This window comes from Haloarcula sp. JP-L23, from assembly GCF_011602445.1.
GTDB classification, from domain to species: domain Archaea; phylum Halobacteriota; class Halobacteria; order Halobacteriales; family Haloarculaceae; genus Haloarcula; species Haloarcula pellucida.
In genome coordinates, this window is record NZ_CP050018.1 from 20,612 (window position 1) to 39,731 (window position 19,120).

Consider the following 19,120-nt stretch of genomic DNA (forward strand, 5'->3'; position numbering starts at 1 on the left):
CACTATTGCGAGTTGAATTTCACCTCCACCGATTCTCCACACTCGTCCGATACCGCAACCCGAGCACGCTCGTATTGAACCGCTGAATCGTCTCGGGTCCATCTCACCGCGCGTTCTGGATGTTCTCCTCACTCTCAACCAGATGGGTGAGCGCCGCATCCAATACGTCGGACATCGGCGGGTCGTCGTGCTGATCACTCGCCACAATCGCACTGGCCCTATCGAGTAGTCGCTGTCGTTCGTCGGTGATCTTGAGACTGGTACGTCGGGTCATGGCTTAAACTGGTGTATGCACGGGGGGTCGATCCGCGTCGTTCGGAGTGAGCGACTGGGTGGTCCTTGATAAAGGGGGGTCAGGCCGTCAGCGTGATCACGCCAAACCACCGACCCGACCGGCCCGATTCTCTGCACCTCGGCCCACGGCCCACAGCCCACAGGTCCATACATCGAGGATTGGCGTTACATCTGGCTCTAACCCACCTTTGAGATAGATCTGTGTTCATTCTCTCGAAGGATCAGTGACGGATCTAGTACATCTCTATATGTGCGCCCCTAACCCAATTCTCAATCTGGTTTTTTGAAAAATTGGTTTGTTCAGCAACTTCTTCTGGGTCAGCCCTTGCTAAATCCCTCACAGTATTGAGACCTACTTTGCTGAGCTCTTGAGCACGCTTATCAGAGATGCCACTCACAACTTCTATCGACTGACCACGCCACTGCTGTGCATCCTTAGACCACTCAGAAACCTGACCCTCAGATAGATTCGTCTTCTCAGAGACGACCTCTGAGTCAGCATTTGCCAACTCTCTCACCGTGAAAATATTTGCTCTACTCAATTCATCACTACGAGTGAAACTGATGCCAGGAATTGCTTCAACTGGTGTCCTGAGCTTGAAATCGATTGCCTTCTCATTAATATCCGCATCATCTAGTTCTTTTATTCCGATACTTTCGTAGAATTCCTTGTCGTACAGCGTTTCTAATTTCCGGTGACAAGTGGGGCACACGGTGACTAAATTCTCATTCTTATCAGTTCCCCCATGTCGCTTTGGAACGATATGGTGGGAATCCAACGCACCTTGTTCGCCGCAAAAATAGCAGTCCTCGCGTGAGTGGTACTCTTGAGGTGTTGGCATTAGCGCACATTAGTGGCGATTCATTGTAAAGTTCACCAGCAGAATGGCATCAACAGCCGTTACTTCCTGAGGAAGGTATCCTATCGATTGCGACAAAAATCAGATAAAAGAAGAGATCTCCTATTCATCACCAATAGAATACTCACGGTGGAAAATAACCGGGAGATCCTCCGTATTGAGTATTTCCGCGACTTCGCCTGGAGTCAGACTTTCCTTCTCAACAGCCCGTGGATCAGTACTTCATAAGTCCCAGTGGGATGAGCAGCATTAGCACCGGCACATTGGCAGTAGTGATTGACCGAGCGATCAATTGCTTTGCTCTTTGTGTTCTCACCAGTTGCATCAGTCAGCGCATTAAGCATCCGTTCCCTGTGGTGTCATTCTGAGTCGCATAAAATTGCACACGTCCCTCCCCACATCTAGTTTTTTCGTCGAACTCAAACAGCAATATCAGCTGGATTTCGAACAAAATCGGTTAGACCATCACAAATCAGAGCTCCCCAACGGGCCCGATTGGTTAATTCTGCACACACCACACCTCGCCTGTGTGTGCAATATTCGAGTTTCGTTTTTATCGATCTGCGACCCTAGGGGATCTGAGGCACAGGTTGTTGTGATATTGTTCTCTCCGGTGACTAGACGGCGGTGAACTAACTCACAGAGAAGAACTTGAGTTGATTACCAGTAAATAGCAACTGGGTGAACGACATGACCCGGTCCCTCAAGTGCGATTTCGTTATCTCCAATATCTAACTCGAACATGGACTCTTCTTTCTCATAGTCTTCCTCAGAGAGTTCCTCAAGAGAAACTTCATCCATATCGGGACGCTCATATTCTTGTGAAAGATCACCAATTGATTCCACAAAGGCGGAGGCTAACTGGCGAATTTCCTCCATTGTCTCATCCGTAGTAATTGTATCTGCCAATCTCAGTATGTCGGCAAAGTCCCATTTCGTATCCCGGCCAAATGTCTCACGAATACGCCCAACAACTACGTATTCTCGCCGACCAAGGAACTCTCGATTCTCATCGACCCAAAGATTCTCTCTATTTAGACTCATCCCGAATGAGGAGATCGTGTCATCAACTTCTAAGCTCAGGCCAACCTGATCCGCATACATTAGTTCCCTGAATCCGTCTATTTCGTCCAAATTATTTTCTTCAGCATCAACTACATCGAGATCGCTTACAATCGAAAGCTCACTCAAGAACCGATAAATCGGGTCTGTCTTAGCCTCGCCTCGAATTTTTACCATGTCTCCATTCGAAAACGAGATATCACCGTCTGATTCAGTTAAATCGACAATCTCACCAGAGTCTTCTAGAGCGTCATGGAGAATACTGAAGAGATATTGATCGTTAATCCGCTTTTCAGCCTCAAAAATCTCTTTCGCAGTTTTCGAGCCTGAAGCATTTGCTCCAAGTTTGAGTTCTGCAATAGAGGGTAAGTTCATCCCCGCTTTGAAATCCAGCCCCCCTGACCCCTCGGAAATCGATTCCCTGGATTCCCTTACAGACTCAGGAGCAGCAATATTATAAGATGCCAATAGCGTCTGTATCGCAAGATCATCCAGATAGATGAATTGTCGTAGTTCCATTGTTCCAATACTGTATATCATATGAAATAAGCATTCCGCCGATACACTGTCTGGTGGTCGTCACGACCTGACTTTTACCGGACTACCCGAGACCGACGGGCATGGCCGCATACACGGCCACTCGCACTATGTTCGGGAAAATCGACGTCGAGGACGCACTGGCCGGTGTGCTGTTCACGGCCAGCGCACTCGTCACCAACAGTATCGCTTCCATCAGCGTCCTCGGCTACGACCTGAGCGCCGCCGTCGTCACCGTCCAGGGTACGGACATCACGTTCGCGTTCCTCATCTCCATCGGCGCGCTCGTCGCCGCCTACGCGACCAACCGCGTCAACGAGACGAAGAGCAAGAGCTACGAAGTCGAGACGGACCTCGTGGCTATCGCGAAGGGCTCGGCCACGGTCGAGACGTACCTCGCCGGGGGAACGCTTCTCACCGTCCTGCTGACCGGCCTGAACATCCTCGGTATCGGTGACGCCGTCGCCGGGACCGTCGCGTTCGGCCTGGTCGTCGTCGCCGTCCGCGACTGAATCAGCCACGATGCCGGCGAACACGGGTGTCGTCGCAAGCCCTGCACTCCCAGCCGTGAGGTCGCCGACCCGCTGCTGCTCCTCAGCGACACCGCGAATCTCCCCGACGGCATCGGTCACGGTATCGAGTGTCACGTCGTCGTGCCGGTCGAGACTGAGGTAGCGGCGTTCGACACCGGTATCCAGCTGACTCGCCATGATTCGCTTCGTCGACAGAATGTCGAAGCCGTCGACGTCGTCGCGCCCGCCGAGAGCCCCCACGACACGTGGACGCTCGAAGCCGTACTCGACAGCGAGGGCGTACCGCCTGCCGTCTGTCGGGAACTCGCGGTCGCCGGGCTGACGCTGTGGCCCCGGCCGCGACAGGGGCCGTTCGAGGTCGTGGTGGCGGCGGTCTAACCAACACGGGCGGGCTTGTTGGTTAGCACACGATGGCTGAAACTGTCGGGACGCTTTTCTAGCTGGTTACCATCCAGATGCGTATGTCCGCCCGCACAGGTAGTGTCCTCGACGCCGTCCCGACCGAGCGCATCGAACGTGCGGCGCCGACGGTCGAGCGGTGGGTCGCGGTCGCCACGGTCCTACTGTATGGCGTCGGCGATGTCGCGACGACATATGTCTCAGAACAACTCGGTGGCTACGAGTCCAACCAGTTGGTGTGGGGCCTGCTGCACGAGTATGGCTCCATTGCACTCGTCGGCCACAAGGCGGCGGCGTTCGCCCTCATCGTCGCCGGCTGGCTCGCCATCACGGCGCTGGCTCGGCTCGTCGACCATCGGCCGCACGTCTACCGGGCCGCGTTTCTGTCGCTGTATGCTGGCCGGGGCCTCGTCTTGACGGTCTCGAACGCTACCGTCATCTACCAACTGCTGTAAAAAACGAAAACGGAATGACGATTACGCGTCGGGGCCGGAATCTTGCGCAAGCGTTGCGGAGTTGTCGCCCTCAGCGGCTTCGTAGACAACGCGGACATCGTACCCACCGTCGGGTGCGGTACCCACTGCGTTAGTGCCGTCAATGGTCACCGAAGCTCCAGCCGAGACCTCAGTATTGGCTCCTGAGAAATCACCCCACGCAACGTCGACACTCGTACTCGATCCTTCGTTAATGGTGCCACGAATGTATATCTCCGATGCTTTGATTGTGTCACCACCGTCGTGGATAATGTCTAGTGAATTCGGACTACCCTCTTGGTAATCGAAACTGAAACTTGCTTGCGGAGTGCTTTGTGATGCCGTGTCACCCAACCCGAGCACGAAGCTCGCGATGACCGCCGCGAGGATGACGGTTATCGCGACCATGAGTATTACGCCTATGACAGGCGAGACGGCGTCGTCGTCTCGGAACAATTCTTTTAGGTCCATCATATACGACTCATAGGCTATCGTATTTTGTAATAAAGGGTGGTTACTGTTTGGTACCAAACTGGCGTTCAAGCCGGCCTTGTAGCGGTTTCAGGAGCCACCTGAACCGCATGTCCACCAGTATCAGATTCAGATAATCGCCCGTGAAACTCACAGAGGCGGTTTGTGAAGATGATTCGCGGCTGATTCGGTCAATCGGTACGATTCGGCGTCACCGCGAACGGCACCGCCGTCGACGAGCGACTCGAACAACGCACGAACTTCGGCTCGATATGCGGGCCGGCGTTCCTCGGCTAACTGGAGCGGCGTCGTCGGACGCTCGTCTCTCGCCGTCGCTCTGTTTACAACGTATGTCCGTGCAAACACGAGTCGGATTGGTTCCGGTGCCACGGTGAGAAAGCCGGGTAGACTGAGTGCCCGCTCTCGTGTCTTCGGCCCGAGCGGGGCTCCGAGCGCCACCAACAACCGACCTAATACGCTCGCATCGGCCGCTGGCACCAGCTCTGTGGCACGGTTCTCTGCGTCGTTCCGGTAGACTGTCGACCCGGTGCCCATCGTTTCGAGCGCGACCTCGACGAATCCCTGTGTGCGTGGTGTGACTGCGAACGCGGGCCGATACGCGTCGTTGATGCTGCCGCCGCTGAATATCCACGCAACAAGCACTGTCAGATGCCTGCCGAACGTCGTCTCCCACTCGACGTCGAACCAGCCGTTTGCGTCGGCCGTGTGGATACCACGGACGACGTCGGGCCGTCCGTCACTGTCGACCCATGCACGAATCCGGCTGCGCGGAAGATCGAGCGCAGAGGCGACGGCGGCCGATCCCTTTCGCGGATGGTCGGCGGTGTAGGCTTGCACCCGCCGGTACTGCTCGACCAACTCCCACGAGGACAACTCACTCGCTGCGTCGTATGTCTCGGCGAACGCCCTGATGAGTGGTTCGCGGTCTGTTGGGTCGACCATCAGAATTGCATATGGTGAAAACCGCTAAAAACGCAGTGGTTAGGCGTCTGGACCGGACCACTCGCCGAGCGTGGCAGACGTGTCGCCAGCCTCGGAGTTGAAGACGACCCGGACTGTTGCACCACTGAGGTCAAGGCTACCCCCAGCGTTGAGAGCGGCGGAGTCGATGGTGTCGGACGTTCCAGCACTCACCTCACTATTCGAGGCGCCACTGAATAATCCGTCATATTTTTGGTCGGGAGTGCCGGACGCAGTTGCGCCGCTTTGTGTAGCTGACAGCGTCCCGCTGTCAATCGTGTCGCCGCCGTCGTGCGTAATCGTCAACGTGTCTGACGATTCGTCCTCGTAGTCGAACGAGAAGCTGGCTTGTGGCGCCGTGTTACTGACACTGTCGCCGAGGCCAAGCACGAAGGTCGCAATCACAGCAGCCAGTATCACGGTTATCGCAACCATGAGTATCACGCCGATGACCGGCGACACGGCGTCGTCGTCGTTGAGTAGTTCTTGCAGTTTCATTGGTGTTACCCGCCGAAACGAGGGAAACACACAAGTTGTCACACGGACAACTCCCAGTTGCACCGGGTGGGCGTGCCCCACTCGTTTTCGGCAGTGTACCTAATTGAGTAACTGTAGGTACGTAAAAACAATGCTCCGGTTACAAAATGTGAGAAAGCCCCTCCACCAACAGTTGCAACTCCCCTATTCTTATTTCGCCACCGCAAAAACCGAACGGATATGGATGATGATGAGACCGTTCGGCTACAGGGCACTATCCCCAAAAGCCTGTACGAGGAGTTGGCTGATAAGTTCCCCGCCTCTGCTGAAGCCGGCGACTCAAACTTGATTCGGGCAATGGCCGACCGACTCGAACGCCTCGAAGAACTCGAAGAGATGCGTGCTACTGGAACGAGACCAAGCGAGACTGAGCAAGAATAGCTGAGAATTACTGACACTCGCTAACTGTCGATACTTTTACTAGGGCGCACGCTGTCACTTAGTATAACTGCGCCAGCCGACACTGACCCGGTTTCCGCCGGATACACCACCTCTCCGCCCGGGCCGCTGTGCGGTGAGGTTGGGAACAGGTCGGCCCGGTCCCGAACAGCGGCGCAACTCTTTCACTCATGAGTCAGACAGAATCTACAGCCAGCGACAGCCCTGCGCTCGGCGCGCGCGAGAATTGGTGGGGCGACCTCGGCGACGACGGAGACGAGTCCGACGAGGACCACGACGAGGTCACGGGCACGAGCCCGGCCGAGCATATCGCGTTCCAACAACTCCTCAAATTCACGCGCCCGCTTTGCTGGGCAACACTCAACGAGACACCGAACCGGGGCCTCCGTCCCCACTTCGCGTGGCTGGACGGCGAACCGCTCGGCGTCAACTCCGACCTCGGTGCCCTCCACACCGAGCAGAAACAGGTCGAGCTGACCGACCCGAGCATCTACGTCCCGAAAAGCCACGAAACGTCTGGCAACCCCATCAACTACCGACAAGAGCGCCACCAGCGCCGGTACAATCCCGAGACTGGTTACATCAACTGGGGCGAGACGACGACGACGGCGCTGCCGGAGATTGACGAGGACACGTACTATCAAGCGGTCGGCATGTACCTCATGGAGCGGTACTCCCGTAGCGACGGCGGCGGGCTGACGCTGACGAAGATCGACGAGTACGTTGAGTACGCAAAGCAAATCTGGCACGACCCGACGCAGAACAGTCACGGCTCGCTGACGAAGCTCGTCGAGTACGTGCGCGACGAGGAACGGGACTGAGGCATTCCATTCATGCACTTTTCACGTGATAGCCGACGAGCGATAGCGTTCGCTGCGCTGCTCGTCATCGCCGCGCCGGCCGTGTTCGTCACCGAACTCCCCGGCGGCGTCGGCGACCACGCCGGTACGGCACGCGCCGCTGACAACGTCGACACCGGGACATACGTCTATTACGGTGGCAACAGCGGTGAAATCGTCCGGGTCTTCCAGTCGAACGGGACGAAAGACTGGTCGGTCACGCAACACGGGAACAATATTGTTGCATCCCTCGAACTCGGCAGAAATGGAGAGTACCTGTATTCTGACGCCTCTTCGCTCAAACGACTGCATGCCAGTAACGGCTCGCAGGATTGGTCAAACGGCATTGATCCCAATGACATCTCACAAGGACCAGATGACGGGCTGTTGTATGTCTCTACTGGCGGGGCGGTTGAAGCAATTCACAAATCGAATGGTACAAACGCCACCTCGTACTCCATCAACAACTCTGAGACGATAGACTACATCGCCGTGGACTCTGCGGGCGAAATCGTCTACACGTTCGGACAGGACTCACTCGCTGCTGCGTGGTATCTCGACAACGGCACCAACATATGGAAGAACGACATGGGGACTGGCGGCTCGTACGGCGCGCAACTCGGCCCGAACGAGGAGTACTGGTACGTCTCATCGAACGCTGGAAGCTCCGTGTACAAACTCTCGACGTCCACTGGAGTCGCCGACTGGTCGCACAGTTTCGCTGACTATCCAAGGGCGATAGAGGTTGATGCGAATAGCGAATACGTGTACGCTGGCGTCTATAACGGCAATTTTGTCCAACTGTATGATGCAAACGGAACGGCAGCGAATAGCGTTGCCGCCGGCTTCACGTCGAAGGGTATTGAAGTAACGCGGGATGGCGCCGACGTGTTCTACGGCGGTGTGAACACGCCGGGGATGGCAAGCAAAAACGCCGACTGGTCCGATCGCTGGTCTATCGGCGCAAGCGAAGGCCCACAGTCGATGGCAATCCTTGACGAAACCCCCGGGTCTGGTAGCTCAAATGCCGACCTCTCTGCCACCGTCGAAACGCAGGACGACGGCAACCCGGTCCCGAACGCGACCTACCGCGTCATCGAGGTCAACCGCTCGGCCTTCACGGGCACCCAGCAAGAAGTCGACAACAAAATCAACGACCTCGAAGATCGGCTCCGAGAAGTCGAACCGGACCGCTACAACGGCGACCGACAGCTGACCGGTGCCACGGGAGCCCTCCAGAACGCCGATGGCAAAGTCCCACTCGTCCACACCGCAAACGAGTGGAACATAGGGTCCGGACTCGGCGACCGGTTCCTCGACGTCCCTGTACTACGGGGTCCGACAATCCAACAGCCTGCCGGTGAGGAATTAATCGTCTCGCTGTGGGACCCGTCGAAAGAAGAACTGGTCGAATTAGGGCCTGTCAACTCCAAACTCCATGGACAGGTCGTCGCCGGGAACGTCACTGTCCACCACCTCGGCCCGGACGACTCGATCGTCGACACCTATCAGGCTGAGACGGAGGTAATCGGCACGGGCGTGTATGGCACGGAGTATCACGGCATCCGAATAAACCCGCAGCCGGGCTTCTACGTCATCGACCCCGAAAACGGGCCGCCCATTACGTATCTTGTCGGCGACTACGAAGACATCACGGGCGCGTGGCGACAAAACCTCAAGACTAGGATAGGCGCACTGAGCAATCGCTCGCAGTACATCGACGACCTCCAGACTGACAGCAAACTCGTTGGTACGACGGGCGTCACCGACGAGAACGGCTCGTTCACCGTCTCACCGGGCGCGAACACGGAACGCGTTGGGCTCATCGCCTACAAAGCGCCCAATGGCATCTCCACGGACCCGCAGAACCTCACGGAAGAGGACGTGCGCGTGTACTTCAACGACACTGGCTACAACGGCTCGGTCTACGTCTCGACGCGACCGAAGTTCGTCGACGCCGATGCGAACAACACGACCGTCGAAGTCCGCGAGGTCTCGGCGCCGCCGTACGCCTCACTCTCGCGCGTGGAAGAGGCGAAAAACTGGCTTGATAACTACCTCGACAACCACACGTACGCTGAAGCGGCGTCGGCCGTCATCGCCCGGCTGCGCACCCTCGACAACGAGAAGGTCAAAGACTACTACCGCAGTCAGATCGACGTCCTGCTGGAAAACGCCGAAGCCGAACAGCAGGCCAAAGAGTACGTCGCCGACGAGACCGGGCAGGACCCGGCGAACGTCAACATCAACATCGACCCGTCGAACGCGACGAACGAGGAACTCATCACGCGACTGGAGGCGACCGAACGGGCACTGCAAGAACTGGAGTCCAGCATCGAGAGCACTGAGGGCACGCAGAAAATCTCGAACGAGACACTGTCGGCGTCCCGGCAGTTCGACGCCGACCTCTCGCCGGAGAACGTGCAACTGTTCATCCGCTACGCGAACGGGTCGACGGACGTGCTCTCGCCGGATAGCGAGTACGTCACCATCGACTCGTCGCTGACCGGCGGCGACACGGTCCGCATCGAGGACTACCCGGTCGGCGACACCGCTGCCACGAGCATCCAGTGGCGCGTCGTCACCAGCGAGGGGAAATCTGAAGCGACGGACCGCGTCACCAACCCGGCCTTCAGCGGCGACATCCCGCGGCTGGACGCCATCGATGTCTCGACGCTGAACCCCGGACCCGACGAGTCCGTGACGCTGAACGTCCGGCCGAAGGAGGCCGCACAGTTCGGCAGCGTCCAGAACGTCACGGTCTACGACGCAGAAGGAACGAAACTCAACACGACGCTCGTTGACGACGACACCGCTCGCTTCACGACGAACGGTGAGGGCGTCCATCACGCACGCGTGACGTACACGAACGGCGGCGGCGACCAGTTCGTGACCGCCATCCGTCTCGAAGCCGACGGCACGTCACGAAATCTTCCCTCCGGTATCCGGATGCAACAGTCACCGGTCGGGACCTATGCCGTGACTGGCGAAGCGTTCGAGAGTGGCCGCGTGGAGGTCCAGAACGGCGGCGGTACCATCAACGTCCTCGGCCAGCTTCCGGACAAGAAGGATGACGTGCCCGGCACGGTCCACGTCTACACGCACGGCGTTTCCAGAGCGCCCGATGCGACCACCAACATCGCCGTCGTCCGCGGCGACAGCGAGAAAGCCGTCAACAAGAACGTTCGCGTCCAGCTCCACACCGAGTCGATGGCCGACTCGACACTGGTCTACCGCGAGGCCGGCGACGAGAGTGATCCGCTGCCGACGAGCGAGACCGCGAAGGGCCTCACTATCAAGCGGGACACGAACGCGACGGTCAAAACCTACACCGGCGACAACGGCCGTGTCGGCGTCCGGACGGTCAGCAATCCCGGCCCAGTCCAGCGAGCGACGTACTGGGTGCAGGTGCGGATCGGCGACTTGCCGAACCTCCCGGCGCTGCCGTTCACCGTCCAACCGCCACAGGCCGCCCCACTCCTCGGGTGATTCTCCATGCTACGCACACAATCCATCACGGCCGGAGTCGCATCGCTACTCGTCGTCGTCGCCATGCTGTCGGTGCCCGCCGCGGCCAGTGACACGCAGGTGACTGGCGGCATCGACGGCACGCCCGAGTGGGTCGTCCACGTCGAAGCGGGCAGTCTCGACACGCTGGAATCGTGGGCCAACAGCAGCGACGACCGGCGCGTCCTCCACACCCACAACGCGAGTAACACGGCGACCATCCGGGCGCCAGCCTCGGCCGTCGGGGCCGGCACACTTGACCGGCTCCTCGGCGCGACACTCTCCGAGCGCTCGTACGTGACGGCACTCCACCCGTCCTACCAGCACAACTACGCCGACCCGGTCCGGCTGGAGAACCAGAGCGCCATCGAAGCCCCGAGCCGCACGACGCGTGTGTTCGCTGGCACCTCCTCGCCGGGTAGCGAGTGGTCGCCGTCGGGCATCGCCTACGCCGAGGACGCCAACCGCTCGACGCTGGCCGACGTGCGCGACGTAACCGGCGCCGACAACGTCTCCGCAACGGGGGGCGGCCAGACCATCGCCGTCATCGACAGTGGCGTCAACACGGCCAACGGCCGCGTGTTCGGGAACGGCACGTCTGGATCTCAGACGCGCATTCTGAACGCCTCGAAAGACTTCATCTCGAACGAGACGGTCAAAGCCGACGGCCTCGACGCCGTCGAAGACTCGGGGACGAATCACGGGACGTGGGTCGCTGCGATGGCCGCAGCGAACCACTCCGATAGCCGATTCGACGGCATGGCGCCCGATGCAGATATCCTCGCGCTGCGAACGCTCGACTCGGAGGGACAGGGCAGTACATCAGATATCGCGACGGCGGTGCGCTACGCGGCCGATAACGGCGCCGACACCATCGTCATGTCGCTGGGGTCGCCGGTCTACGACGAAGAACTGACGAGCGCGCTGGAGTACGCCGTCAAGAACAACGTCTCGGCTATCGCTATCGCTGCCGGGAACTCCCGCCAGACGGTTCGCTGGGTCGCCTCGCCGGCCGACGCCCCGGTCGACGGCGTGACGACGGTCGCGGCGACGAACACTACTGCGAACGCGACCGCCGGGTCGGCGTACTTCAGTCAGATCGGCCCGGACCCCGGAACGAGTGACCTCTCGGGCGGGAAGACGGCCGGCGAAGACATCTCGGTCGCCGCGCCGGGAATGAACGTCGTCGCGAAGGTCCCGACCAGTTCGGGGTCGGTCGTCAACTCGACGAAGAGCGGCACCAGCATGGCGGCACCCGTCGTCGCTGGTAGTGCGACCGCCGCACTCTCGACCAATCCGTCGTGGGCTGGCGATGCGGCGGCCTTCGACGCGACCGTGACCGACAGCGCCCGGCCGATGCCACAGGCCGCACAGGCCGAGGTCGGCGGCGGGCTGTTTGCGGCTGACCGACTCGTCGATAACGAGACGACCGGCGAGCAGGCCGATGCGATGACCGAGGAGGCCGAGGCCCGAAGCGAGTTCTGGACCGGCGTCAGCGAGACCGGGCAGGCCATCCCGGGCTGGGGGCTGGTGTCCGGATGAAGCGGCGGGAGTTCGCTAAGGCCGTGCTCGCGGCGCTGACGTTCGGCGCTACGTCCGGCACTGCTGCGGCGTCGCACATGGACGAACCGGGAGAGAACATCTCGCTGACGTTCGACGAGGCGGCGCTCGACACCTATCGCCCGCGACTCGTCATGTCGACCGAAGCCCGCGAGAAGCACACCGGGACGTTCGGGTGGTACGCCACCTCGGCGGACTACGACACCGACGTCGCCGTGTACTGGAACCGCTACAGCAATCAAGAGGGTTGGATAGGCCCGGATTCGCACTTTGGCGACACGGAGCCTGTACAAATCGAAATCGACAGCGAGACGGGCGCGGTCACGCGTGTGCGTGCATCGGTGTATCACTGGATGAAGGGCGAAGTCACGGCCGCAAACGCTCCGCTGTACGAGGAGACCCATGCCCACCTCGCCGTCGTGGACCCGCACCACCAGCATCGGGCCGCACAGCCGGCCGAGGATGGGTTCTTTCCCGATATCAAGGACCTTACTGAGCACTACCCGCGATGGCTGGACAACGATCTCGAAGAGGACGTCCGCGTCGGTTCGTCGACGGTGCCGTGGCGGATGCAGAACTGGGACCACTGGTGGCAGACCGGCGCCGGCGGCTTCTCCAAAGACGCGCTGCTGGTGCAAGCACTCCGGACTGCCGGATTCGACACCGAGGGCCAACTCCGGGTGAGTGACTGATGGGACCGACAGAAGGCGTCATCGTCCTCGGCCTGTTCCTGTTGCTGTTCGGCTACAAACGGCTCCCGAACCTCGGGCGCAACCTCGGAAAAGCGGTCACAGAACTGGAGGACAGAGACGATGACACAAACTGACACCGACCCCGCACTCGCACTGTCGGGCACGTTCGGGTACGATACGCCCGAGGCCGGCACCGTCGTCTTCGACGGCCGTACACAAGCCCCGGAGGCCGTCGGCCTCACTACACACGGCTTCGCCACTGGCCCGGTCGAAGTGTCGCCGTACCACAACTCCACGACCGTCGTCCGCGACCTCTCCTACGGCGCCTCCGAGGGCGGCTTTTTCGACGGTTGGGGGAGCGACGACGGAGACGGTGAGGACGGCGACGACGGCGACGACGGTGGGTTCTTCACGAGCGCGCTGGCGGCCGTCGGTCTCTCGCGAACTCGGGCCAAGGAAGACGACGAGCACGAGGGTATCACCCGCCGGGAGTTCGCCAAAGCCGCTGGCGGCCTCGCGATACTCGGTGGCGGCCTCGCCGCACAGGCCAGCGCCCAATCAGACACCGTCTCCATCGCCCGGTTCGACCTCCGCAATCCCGAGGGCTGCCGGTTCCGCATCCGCGACCTCGGGCCGGGCTACCTGCCGACGGACGGCCTCTACTACGTGCTCATCGGCGGGATGGACTACGCCGAAACGCAGGGCGGGAGCAGTGGGTCGGCGGACCTCCCACCGGACCCGAAAAACACGTTCCGCGAGGTCGAAATCGCCACGTCGGCGGACAGCATTCTCGCGGGCGTCAAGGAGTCCATCGGGAAGAAAACGCTGAGCTACGAGTTCGACCTCTCGACGTCGCCAGCGGAAGCGTCGGCGGGCACACAACTCACACTCTCAGACCATCCGCTGCTGGTCGCGGCCACGCTCCGCTCGGGGCCGTCGGCGACGACGCTCGATGTGGGTGGCGAGGCCGTTCCGCATCGGACTGAGGCTCGCGACAAGCCCGAGGGCTACTACTACGTCGACGCTGGGACGCTCGTCTATCAGGTCGGCCCGGAACCGCCCCCGGGCACGGCGGCGACTTTCGAGATTTACACCGGCAGTATCGGCGAGACGAAAAACGACATCGCACAACAGTACTAACCATGGCAGAGCGCAAAATCGGCCCCTACGACCTTGAGAAGGACGTGTTCCTCTCCGGCGAGGCCACAGACCTGCTGGGCAAGTTCAACCTGCCCGATGACACGTTCCAGTTCGGCGACGAGGTTGCACAGCCGGCCATCGACGACCTCACGGACTTCCGTGTGGATACAGAGGCCAACCTTCCGACCGACCCGAGTACCGACAGCATCGCGGTCGTCTACGACATCGACGAGATACAACGGTACGACGGCAGTGCGTGGCAGACCGTCGCGAACGTCTCCTCCGGTGGGGCGTCTGTCTCCGACGACGGCACCGTCGTCGTTGACTCACCGTCGGACGTGGACTACACGACGGCGCTGTCGGCGGTCGACGACGGCGACGGCACCGCCAGTATCGCCGTCGAGCAGGAGGCCATCGAGGACTGGGTGGCGTCGCTGCTGGCTGGGCAGGGCAACATCTCGCTGACCTACGACGATGCGAACGACCAACTCCTCGTCGACACTAGCGCGCTCAACGAGGAACAGGTCGAGGACGCCGTCGCCGGCCTACTCGCCTCCTCTGGCAATCTGGCGTGGAACTACGACGACGCCAACGACACGCTGACGGTGAGTCTGTCGGGGCCGATAGAGGGCGTCCAGATCGGGACGAGCACGAACCGCAACCCGGGCTATTTCAATACTGCCGACGCCAGCAAACTCGCTGTCGAGGGTTCGGAACTCGCCTCCAACGGAGCACGCATCTCGCTCGCGCAGTTCCACCCACAGGGCCAACGCTCGTTCAGCACCACCAGCACCACTTACACGTCGAGCGTCAACCAGTTCGAGCCCCAGCCGACGTGGGACCTGTTAGGACCGGCGAACGCGACGACGAGCGTCTACTGGGCTGTTTACGTCGGCGTCGGGTCCGGCGAAACCGTCGACATACGACTCTACAATGCCGACGATAGCGAGACGATATTAGACCGGACTGGCATCACGTCGTCGGGCTGGCGAGCGATAGGACCGACCAACTACCGGCCGACCTCCGACAGCCGACGTATTGGCATCCGGGCCGAGATTCGCACCGACCCCGGAAGTAACAGCTCCACACTCACTGCACCCCAAATGAACATCGGACTCGAACTATGACGTGGTACTTCAGCCCCTCGAACGGCAGTCTGGACATCTACGACCACACCGGTGCGCTCGTCGCCGACGGCCGGTACTACTCCGGTGGCTGGACTGGCGACGCGCCGGACGAGGTCTACACCGTGATGCAAAACGAGGCTGTGGATGCGTACAAGGCCGGCAACACAGAGCGAGCGCTTCGCATCCTCGCCAACGGCGCGTTCCACGACATCGAGGAGGGGACGCCGTGACCGCTCGCTATCAATCCGGAGGCATCCCCCCGCCTCGCGGCCCGCCGCCCCCAGTGGTCCCACCGCCGTCTGGACCACACACCGAGCATAGATCGACAACTACCAACCCACCATTCTCACCATGAGCACGAAATCACGAGCGGCAGCAACCGCGATGGCGGCCTTGCTCGTCCTGTCGGTGACTGGCGGCGCACTCGCGCTGACAGTCGACACGGAGACGTCCGAGACGTCGTCGACGTCCGACCTGACGAACAGTTCGGTCATCACGGAGCCGCACAACAGTAGTATCACCCAGAACATCGAAGTCGACGGCGACGGCCTCGCGAACACGACGAGCTTGGCCAACCCCGAGACGGCATTCACACTCGCATTCGTCGTCAACGACACTGGCTCGCCACAGAACGGCGAGACCATTTACCAGACGACGGACAACTGGACGGAAACGTCGCTGTCCGGGTCGTCGAACCACTACAACTACAGCATCGATAACCCGACGTGGGGCAACGAACTCGAGTACGGCGACGGCGAGAACGTGACCGTCGAAGCGGTGGTCACGTTCAACGAGTCCGAGAGCGACGAAGCCAACACCACCATCAGGTACACCGTCGACCCGACCGACGGCACTGCTCGCGCCGAGTTCGGTGCTAACGAGCGACAGGTCGAAGGCAACAAGACCATCTTCGGTCTGAGCGTTGCCAGCATCCCGTTCGCCGGATCGGATGTCGGCGCGGCACAGGTCAACGACTCCGTCAACGTCACGGACACGACCTCGACCATCACGATGGACGTCGACAACACGTCGGCGGTCGACTCGTTCGCCGAGGCGGCGTCGACGGACAACGACCTGACGACGGACGGCTACGTGCTGGTCAACGGCCAGATGGTGCCGCTGCTCGTCGGGAGCAGCGACGCGCCGAACTGGCTCGACACCGACACCGACGCCTACGCGACGGTCTCCGAGGACGGCGAGACCGTCACGGTCGAGAACGCCAACGAGACGTGGGATAGCGGCACCACGAGCGTCGACGTCGAAGCGGTCGGCAACGACGCCTCCGGGTTCTTCAAGACGCGGTCGATGATGCTGGACTACGGCGCGTCCCAGGCGACGGCCGCGACGACCGCAGCTGGCGCCGTCGACCCCGCCGGGAGTCCGTTCGAGTCCGAAGCCTGAGGTCCGCCGCACCTCTTTCCACCTCGCCATTTTTCGTCGCGACGGTCTTCGTCGTGGTTCGACTCCACGAGCGACGCGTGGCCCCGCCAAGGGGCCAGCCGCTGCCAGACCGCGGGACGGCACCCCCAGCCCGCGGTCGTCGGCGGCAGACGGTCCATCTCACTGCCTCGTTTCAGATACATCCCCTGTCATAGTTTGGCCCGCCGTAGACACGTCGCCGTGCAATTCGGCGAGCGGGCTCTCATGCACCCGACCAACCTGTACCGACGCCTGCCCAACCAACTCCAGCCACTGGCCGAGCGCCTGTGGGCGGCGCTGCCGGCGGCGACGACCGGCGCCGACATCCGCGAGCAGTTCGTCGCCGAGATGTTCCCCGACCGAACGACCTACGAAGCGTACACGGCGGAGTTCGACGAGGTGGTCGCACCCATCCTCGCGGACGCCGAAGCCGAGTACGAGCGGCGTGTCGGCGACACACGCCTCGCGGCGATGGGGACGGCGACGGCACGGGACGTCTACGCGCTGGTCCGGCACGAGCGGCCCGAGACCGTCGTCGAGACGGGCGTGTGTAACGGCGCCTCGACGCTGGCGATGCTGGCGGCGCTGGACGCCAATGACGCCGGCCACTGCCACTCCATCGACTACCCGCTGCGGGCCGACGAGGACCTCGACGCCTTCCACGAGGTGACGTCGGCGGGCACGGGCGCGGCGACCATCCCGCCCGACGCCGACCCCGGCTGGCTCATCCCTGAGGATCTTCGCAGCCGCTGGTCGCTGACGCTCGGGAAGAGTCAGGAGGAGTTGCCGGGCGTGCTAACCGGGGTCGGCGCCGTGGACCTGTTCGTCCACGATTCCGAGCACGCGACACCGACGATGCACTGCGAGATGGACCTCGCGTACCACCACCTCGCCGCTGATGGCCTGCTACTGGTCGACGATATCGACTGGACGGACGCGTTCGAGACCTTCGTCGACGTCCGGGACCCAGCCCACCACGGCCGGATGTCGCCGACGGTCGGATACATACGACCCTGACGGTAGTTGGAGGTCGGTGCAGCGCTCGCGTGGTCACATCGCGGTTCGATTCCGTGACGGGCACTCCGCCGCTGGTTGGAGCGAGTTCAAATCTCGTCCAGCGGCATCTTTCCCATGCTCCGACGCACATTCCTCAGCGTTGCCGGCGCGACCGGCCTGTCTGGACTCTTCGAGGACCAGACGGGCACGGCTACGACGCCGACGACCGAGACCGATGCACAGCCCGACGACCAGTCCGACACCGAGACTGACCTGCACGAGAGCGACCACACATGGCGCGGCGAGCCCTCGTCGGCGTCGCTCCTGCAGGCCGGCGTTCGACTCGACGGGACCGACGTCCGCGTCCTCGACGCACAGGTCGGAACGCAGGTCGGCATCCTGACGGCGGCAGACGACTACACCTCTGCCGACGAGTCGCCCAACGAACGGTTCGAGTGGTATACGCCGTCCGACGGCGAATACCTGTGGTTCGTCGAACTGCACGTTGGTGACGAGACAGACCCACCACCGGTCGAGAACTGGGGCGTGCCCCGCCCGACCGGCGACACGCTGTCTGACGGCACGACGCCATACGCAGCCACTGCCGACGAGACGCCCGAGTACTACCGTCTGAGTGACTCGTGGGATGGCACCCAGCCTGCGTACACCAACACACAGGACCGCCGGAACTCCCGCCTGCTCCTGTTCGAGCACCCGTGGGAGGCGGTCGACGTCTTCTACGGCGACCCGCCACAGGCGGCCTGGAAGTTCTACCACAGCTAACTAACCATGTCACACAGCACACTCACACAGACAGCGGACAGTCCGTCGGATAGCTCGCGAGACTCTTTCCCCATCGTCGCGGCGAAGTTCCTGTTGCCGTCGCTCGTTGCGACCACCGCATGGCTCTTCGCCCTCGCGCACCTTGCCACAGATCCAGCATCTGGCGGGGCCGAAGCAAGCACTGGGCCGTACCCGACACTGCGGCTCGGGTTTTATTCGGTCACCGTGCTGTCGGTGCTCGTGCCGGTCTACATCTATCGAATGGCGCCACGGAACCACGTTGACCGGTTCCACTCGCTGGGCGTCCAACTGGTGATGTTCGCCTCGATAAATGTCGTCATCACGGCCGCATTCCTGCTATTGTGGGGCTTGTGCGTAATGTTCGGTGTCGAAGGTCCGTTAGGGCCGCCAATCACCGCTCTGAACACGGTCCTCGGCATAATAATGTCCTCAATATTCTTGCCCGGGCCCTACGCCGGCGCCCTCATCGGCCGGTGGTGGAGTAACTGAC

21 protein-coding genes and 1 pseudogene are annotated in these 19,120 nt (G+C 61.1%); 16 read left to right on the top strand and 6 right to left on the bottom strand.

The window, feature by feature from the left end; all coding sequences use genetic code 11:
- Nucleotides 1-19: 19 nt before the first annotated feature.
- From G9465_RS24375 to G9465_RS24385, 3 genes and pseudogenes are all read right to left on the bottom strand, one after another.
- A pseudogene (locus tag G9465_RS24375) lies at nucleotides 20-274 on the bottom strand (hypothetical protein).
- Nucleotides 275-527: 253 nt separating this feature from the next.
- Entirely contained in the window at nucleotides 528-1,136 is a 609-nt protein-coding gene (locus G9465_RS24380; protein ID WP_166975871.1) for an HNH endonuclease, read from the bottom strand.
- A gap of 678 nt (nucleotides 1,137-1,814) precedes the next feature.
- The gene (locus G9465_RS24385) at nucleotides 1,815-2,735 is read right to left on the bottom strand and encodes a hypothetical protein (protein WP_166975874.1); all 921 of its coding nucleotides are present in this window, start codon (nucleotides 2,733-2,735) and stop codon (nucleotides 1,815-1,817) included.
- A 128-nt stretch (nucleotides 2,736-2,863) separates the two neighbouring features.
- On the opposite strand from G9465_RS24385, the gene G9465_RS24390 reads away from it, so the two are divergent.
- From G9465_RS24390 to G9465_RS24400, 3 genes are all read left to right on the top strand, one after another.
- Complete coding sequence (locus G9465_RS24390; RefSeq protein WP_166976253.1) at nucleotides 2,864-3,265, top strand: hypothetical protein; 402 nt, start codon at nucleotides 2,864-2,866, stop codon at nucleotides 3,263-3,265.
- A 141-nt stretch (nucleotides 3,266-3,406) separates the two neighbouring features.
- Nucleotides 3,407-3,664, top strand: coding sequence for a hypothetical protein (locus G9465_RS24395; protein ID WP_227015894.1), 258 nt, complete (start codon nucleotides 3,407-3,409; stop codon nucleotides 3,662-3,664).
- A gap of 83 nt (nucleotides 3,665-3,747) precedes the next feature.
- Nucleotides 3,748-4,140 (top strand): hypothetical protein, encoded by a 393-nt coding sequence (locus G9465_RS24400; RefSeq protein ID WP_166975877.1) that lies wholly within the window; start codon nucleotides 3,748-3,750, stop codon nucleotides 4,138-4,140.
- Between the two features lie 21 nt (nucleotides 4,141-4,161).
- Here G9465_RS24400 and G9465_RS24405 read toward each other — a convergent pair whose 3' ends face one another.
- From G9465_RS24405 to G9465_RS24415, 3 genes are all read right to left on the bottom strand, one after another.
- Nucleotides 4,162-4,629: a type IV pilin gene (locus G9465_RS24405; protein WP_166976259.1), complete on the bottom strand. Its 468-nt coding sequence runs from the start codon at nucleotides 4,627-4,629 to the stop codon at nucleotides 4,162-4,164.
- A gap of 150 nt (nucleotides 4,630-4,779) precedes the next feature.
- On the bottom strand, nucleotides 4,780-5,592 hold the full coding sequence (locus G9465_RS24410; protein ID WP_166975880.1) for a hypothetical protein: 813 nt from the start codon (nucleotides 5,590-5,592) through the stop codon (nucleotides 4,780-4,782).
- 39 nt (nucleotides 5,593-5,631) lie between these two features.
- Nucleotides 5,632-6,108, bottom strand: a complete 477-nt coding sequence (locus tag G9465_RS24415) for a type IV pilin (RefSeq protein ID WP_166975883.1) — start codon at nucleotides 6,106-6,108, stop codon at nucleotides 5,632-5,634.
- A gap of 219 nt (nucleotides 6,109-6,327) precedes the next feature.
- Here G9465_RS24415 and G9465_RS24420 point away from each other — a divergent pair, with 219 nt between their 5' ends.
- The 13 genes from G9465_RS24420 (at nucleotide 6,328) to G9465_RS24480 (ending at nucleotide 19,119) form a co-directional block, all read left to right on the top strand.
- A complete protein-coding gene (locus G9465_RS24420) occupies nucleotides 6,328-6,528 on the top strand; it encodes a hypothetical protein (RefSeq protein ID WP_166975886.1) in 201 nt (66 codons plus the stop codon).
- Between the two features lie 188 nt (nucleotides 6,529-6,716).
- The gene (locus G9465_RS24425; RefSeq protein WP_166975889.1) at nucleotides 6,717-7,367 is read left to right on the top strand and encodes a hypothetical protein; all 651 of its coding nucleotides are present in this window, start codon (nucleotides 6,717-6,719) and stop codon (nucleotides 7,365-7,367) included.
- Between the two features lie 12 nt (nucleotides 7,368-7,379).
- Complete coding sequence (locus G9465_RS24430) at nucleotides 7,380-10,874, top strand: YncE family protein (protein WP_166975892.1); 3,495 nt, start codon at nucleotides 7,380-7,382, stop codon at nucleotides 10,872-10,874.
- 6 nt (nucleotides 10,875-10,880) lie between these two features.
- A complete protein-coding gene (locus G9465_RS24435) occupies nucleotides 10,881-12,434 on the top strand; it encodes a S8 family serine peptidase (RefSeq protein ID WP_166975895.1) in 1,554 nt (517 codons plus the stop codon).
- Complete coding sequence (locus tag G9465_RS24440; RefSeq protein WP_166975898.1) at nucleotides 12,431-13,144, top strand: hypothetical protein; 714 nt, start codon at nucleotides 12,431-12,433, stop codon at nucleotides 13,142-13,144. Before G9465_RS24435 ends, G9465_RS24440 begins: the two co-directional genes overlap by 4 nt.
- Nucleotides 13,144-13,278, top strand: coding sequence for a twin-arginine translocase TatA/TatE family subunit (locus G9465_RS24445; RefSeq protein WP_166975901.1), 135 nt, complete (start codon nucleotides 13,144-13,146; stop codon nucleotides 13,276-13,278). Before G9465_RS24440 ends, G9465_RS24445 begins: the two co-directional genes overlap by 1 nt.
- On the top strand, nucleotides 13,265-14,284 hold the full coding sequence (locus tag G9465_RS24450) for a hypothetical protein (RefSeq protein WP_166975905.1): 1,020 nt from the start codon (nucleotides 13,265-13,267) through the stop codon (nucleotides 14,282-14,284). Before G9465_RS24445 ends, G9465_RS24450 begins: the two co-directional genes overlap by 14 nt.
- Nucleotides 14,285-14,286: 2 nt before the next feature.
- The gene (locus G9465_RS24455; RefSeq protein WP_166975908.1) at nucleotides 14,287-15,411 is read left to right on the top strand and encodes a hypothetical protein; all 1,125 of its coding nucleotides are present in this window, start codon (nucleotides 14,287-14,289) and stop codon (nucleotides 15,409-15,411) included.
- A complete protein-coding gene (locus G9465_RS24460) occupies nucleotides 15,408-15,641 on the top strand; it encodes a hypothetical protein (RefSeq protein WP_166975911.1) in 234 nt (77 codons plus the stop codon). Before G9465_RS24455 ends, G9465_RS24460 begins: the two co-directional genes overlap by 4 nt.
- A gap of 121 nt (nucleotides 15,642-15,762) precedes the next feature.
- Entirely contained in the window at nucleotides 15,763-16,812 is a 1,050-nt protein-coding gene (locus G9465_RS24465; protein WP_166975914.1) for a hypothetical protein, read from the top strand.
- 243 nt (nucleotides 16,813-17,055) lie between these two features.
- Nucleotides 17,056-17,847: a class I SAM-dependent methyltransferase gene (locus G9465_RS24470; RefSeq protein WP_166975917.1), complete on the top strand. Its 792-nt coding sequence runs from the start codon at nucleotides 17,056-17,058 to the stop codon at nucleotides 17,845-17,847.
- Between the two features lie 114 nt (nucleotides 17,848-17,961).
- A complete protein-coding gene (locus tag G9465_RS24475; protein WP_166975920.1) occupies nucleotides 17,962-18,609 on the top strand; it encodes a hypothetical protein in 648 nt (215 codons plus the stop codon).
- Between the two features lie 6 nt (nucleotides 18,610-18,615).
- A complete protein-coding gene (locus tag G9465_RS24480; RefSeq protein WP_166975923.1) occupies nucleotides 18,616-19,119 on the top strand; it encodes a hypothetical protein in 504 nt (167 codons plus the stop codon).
- Nucleotide 19,120: the final 1 nt, after the last annotated feature.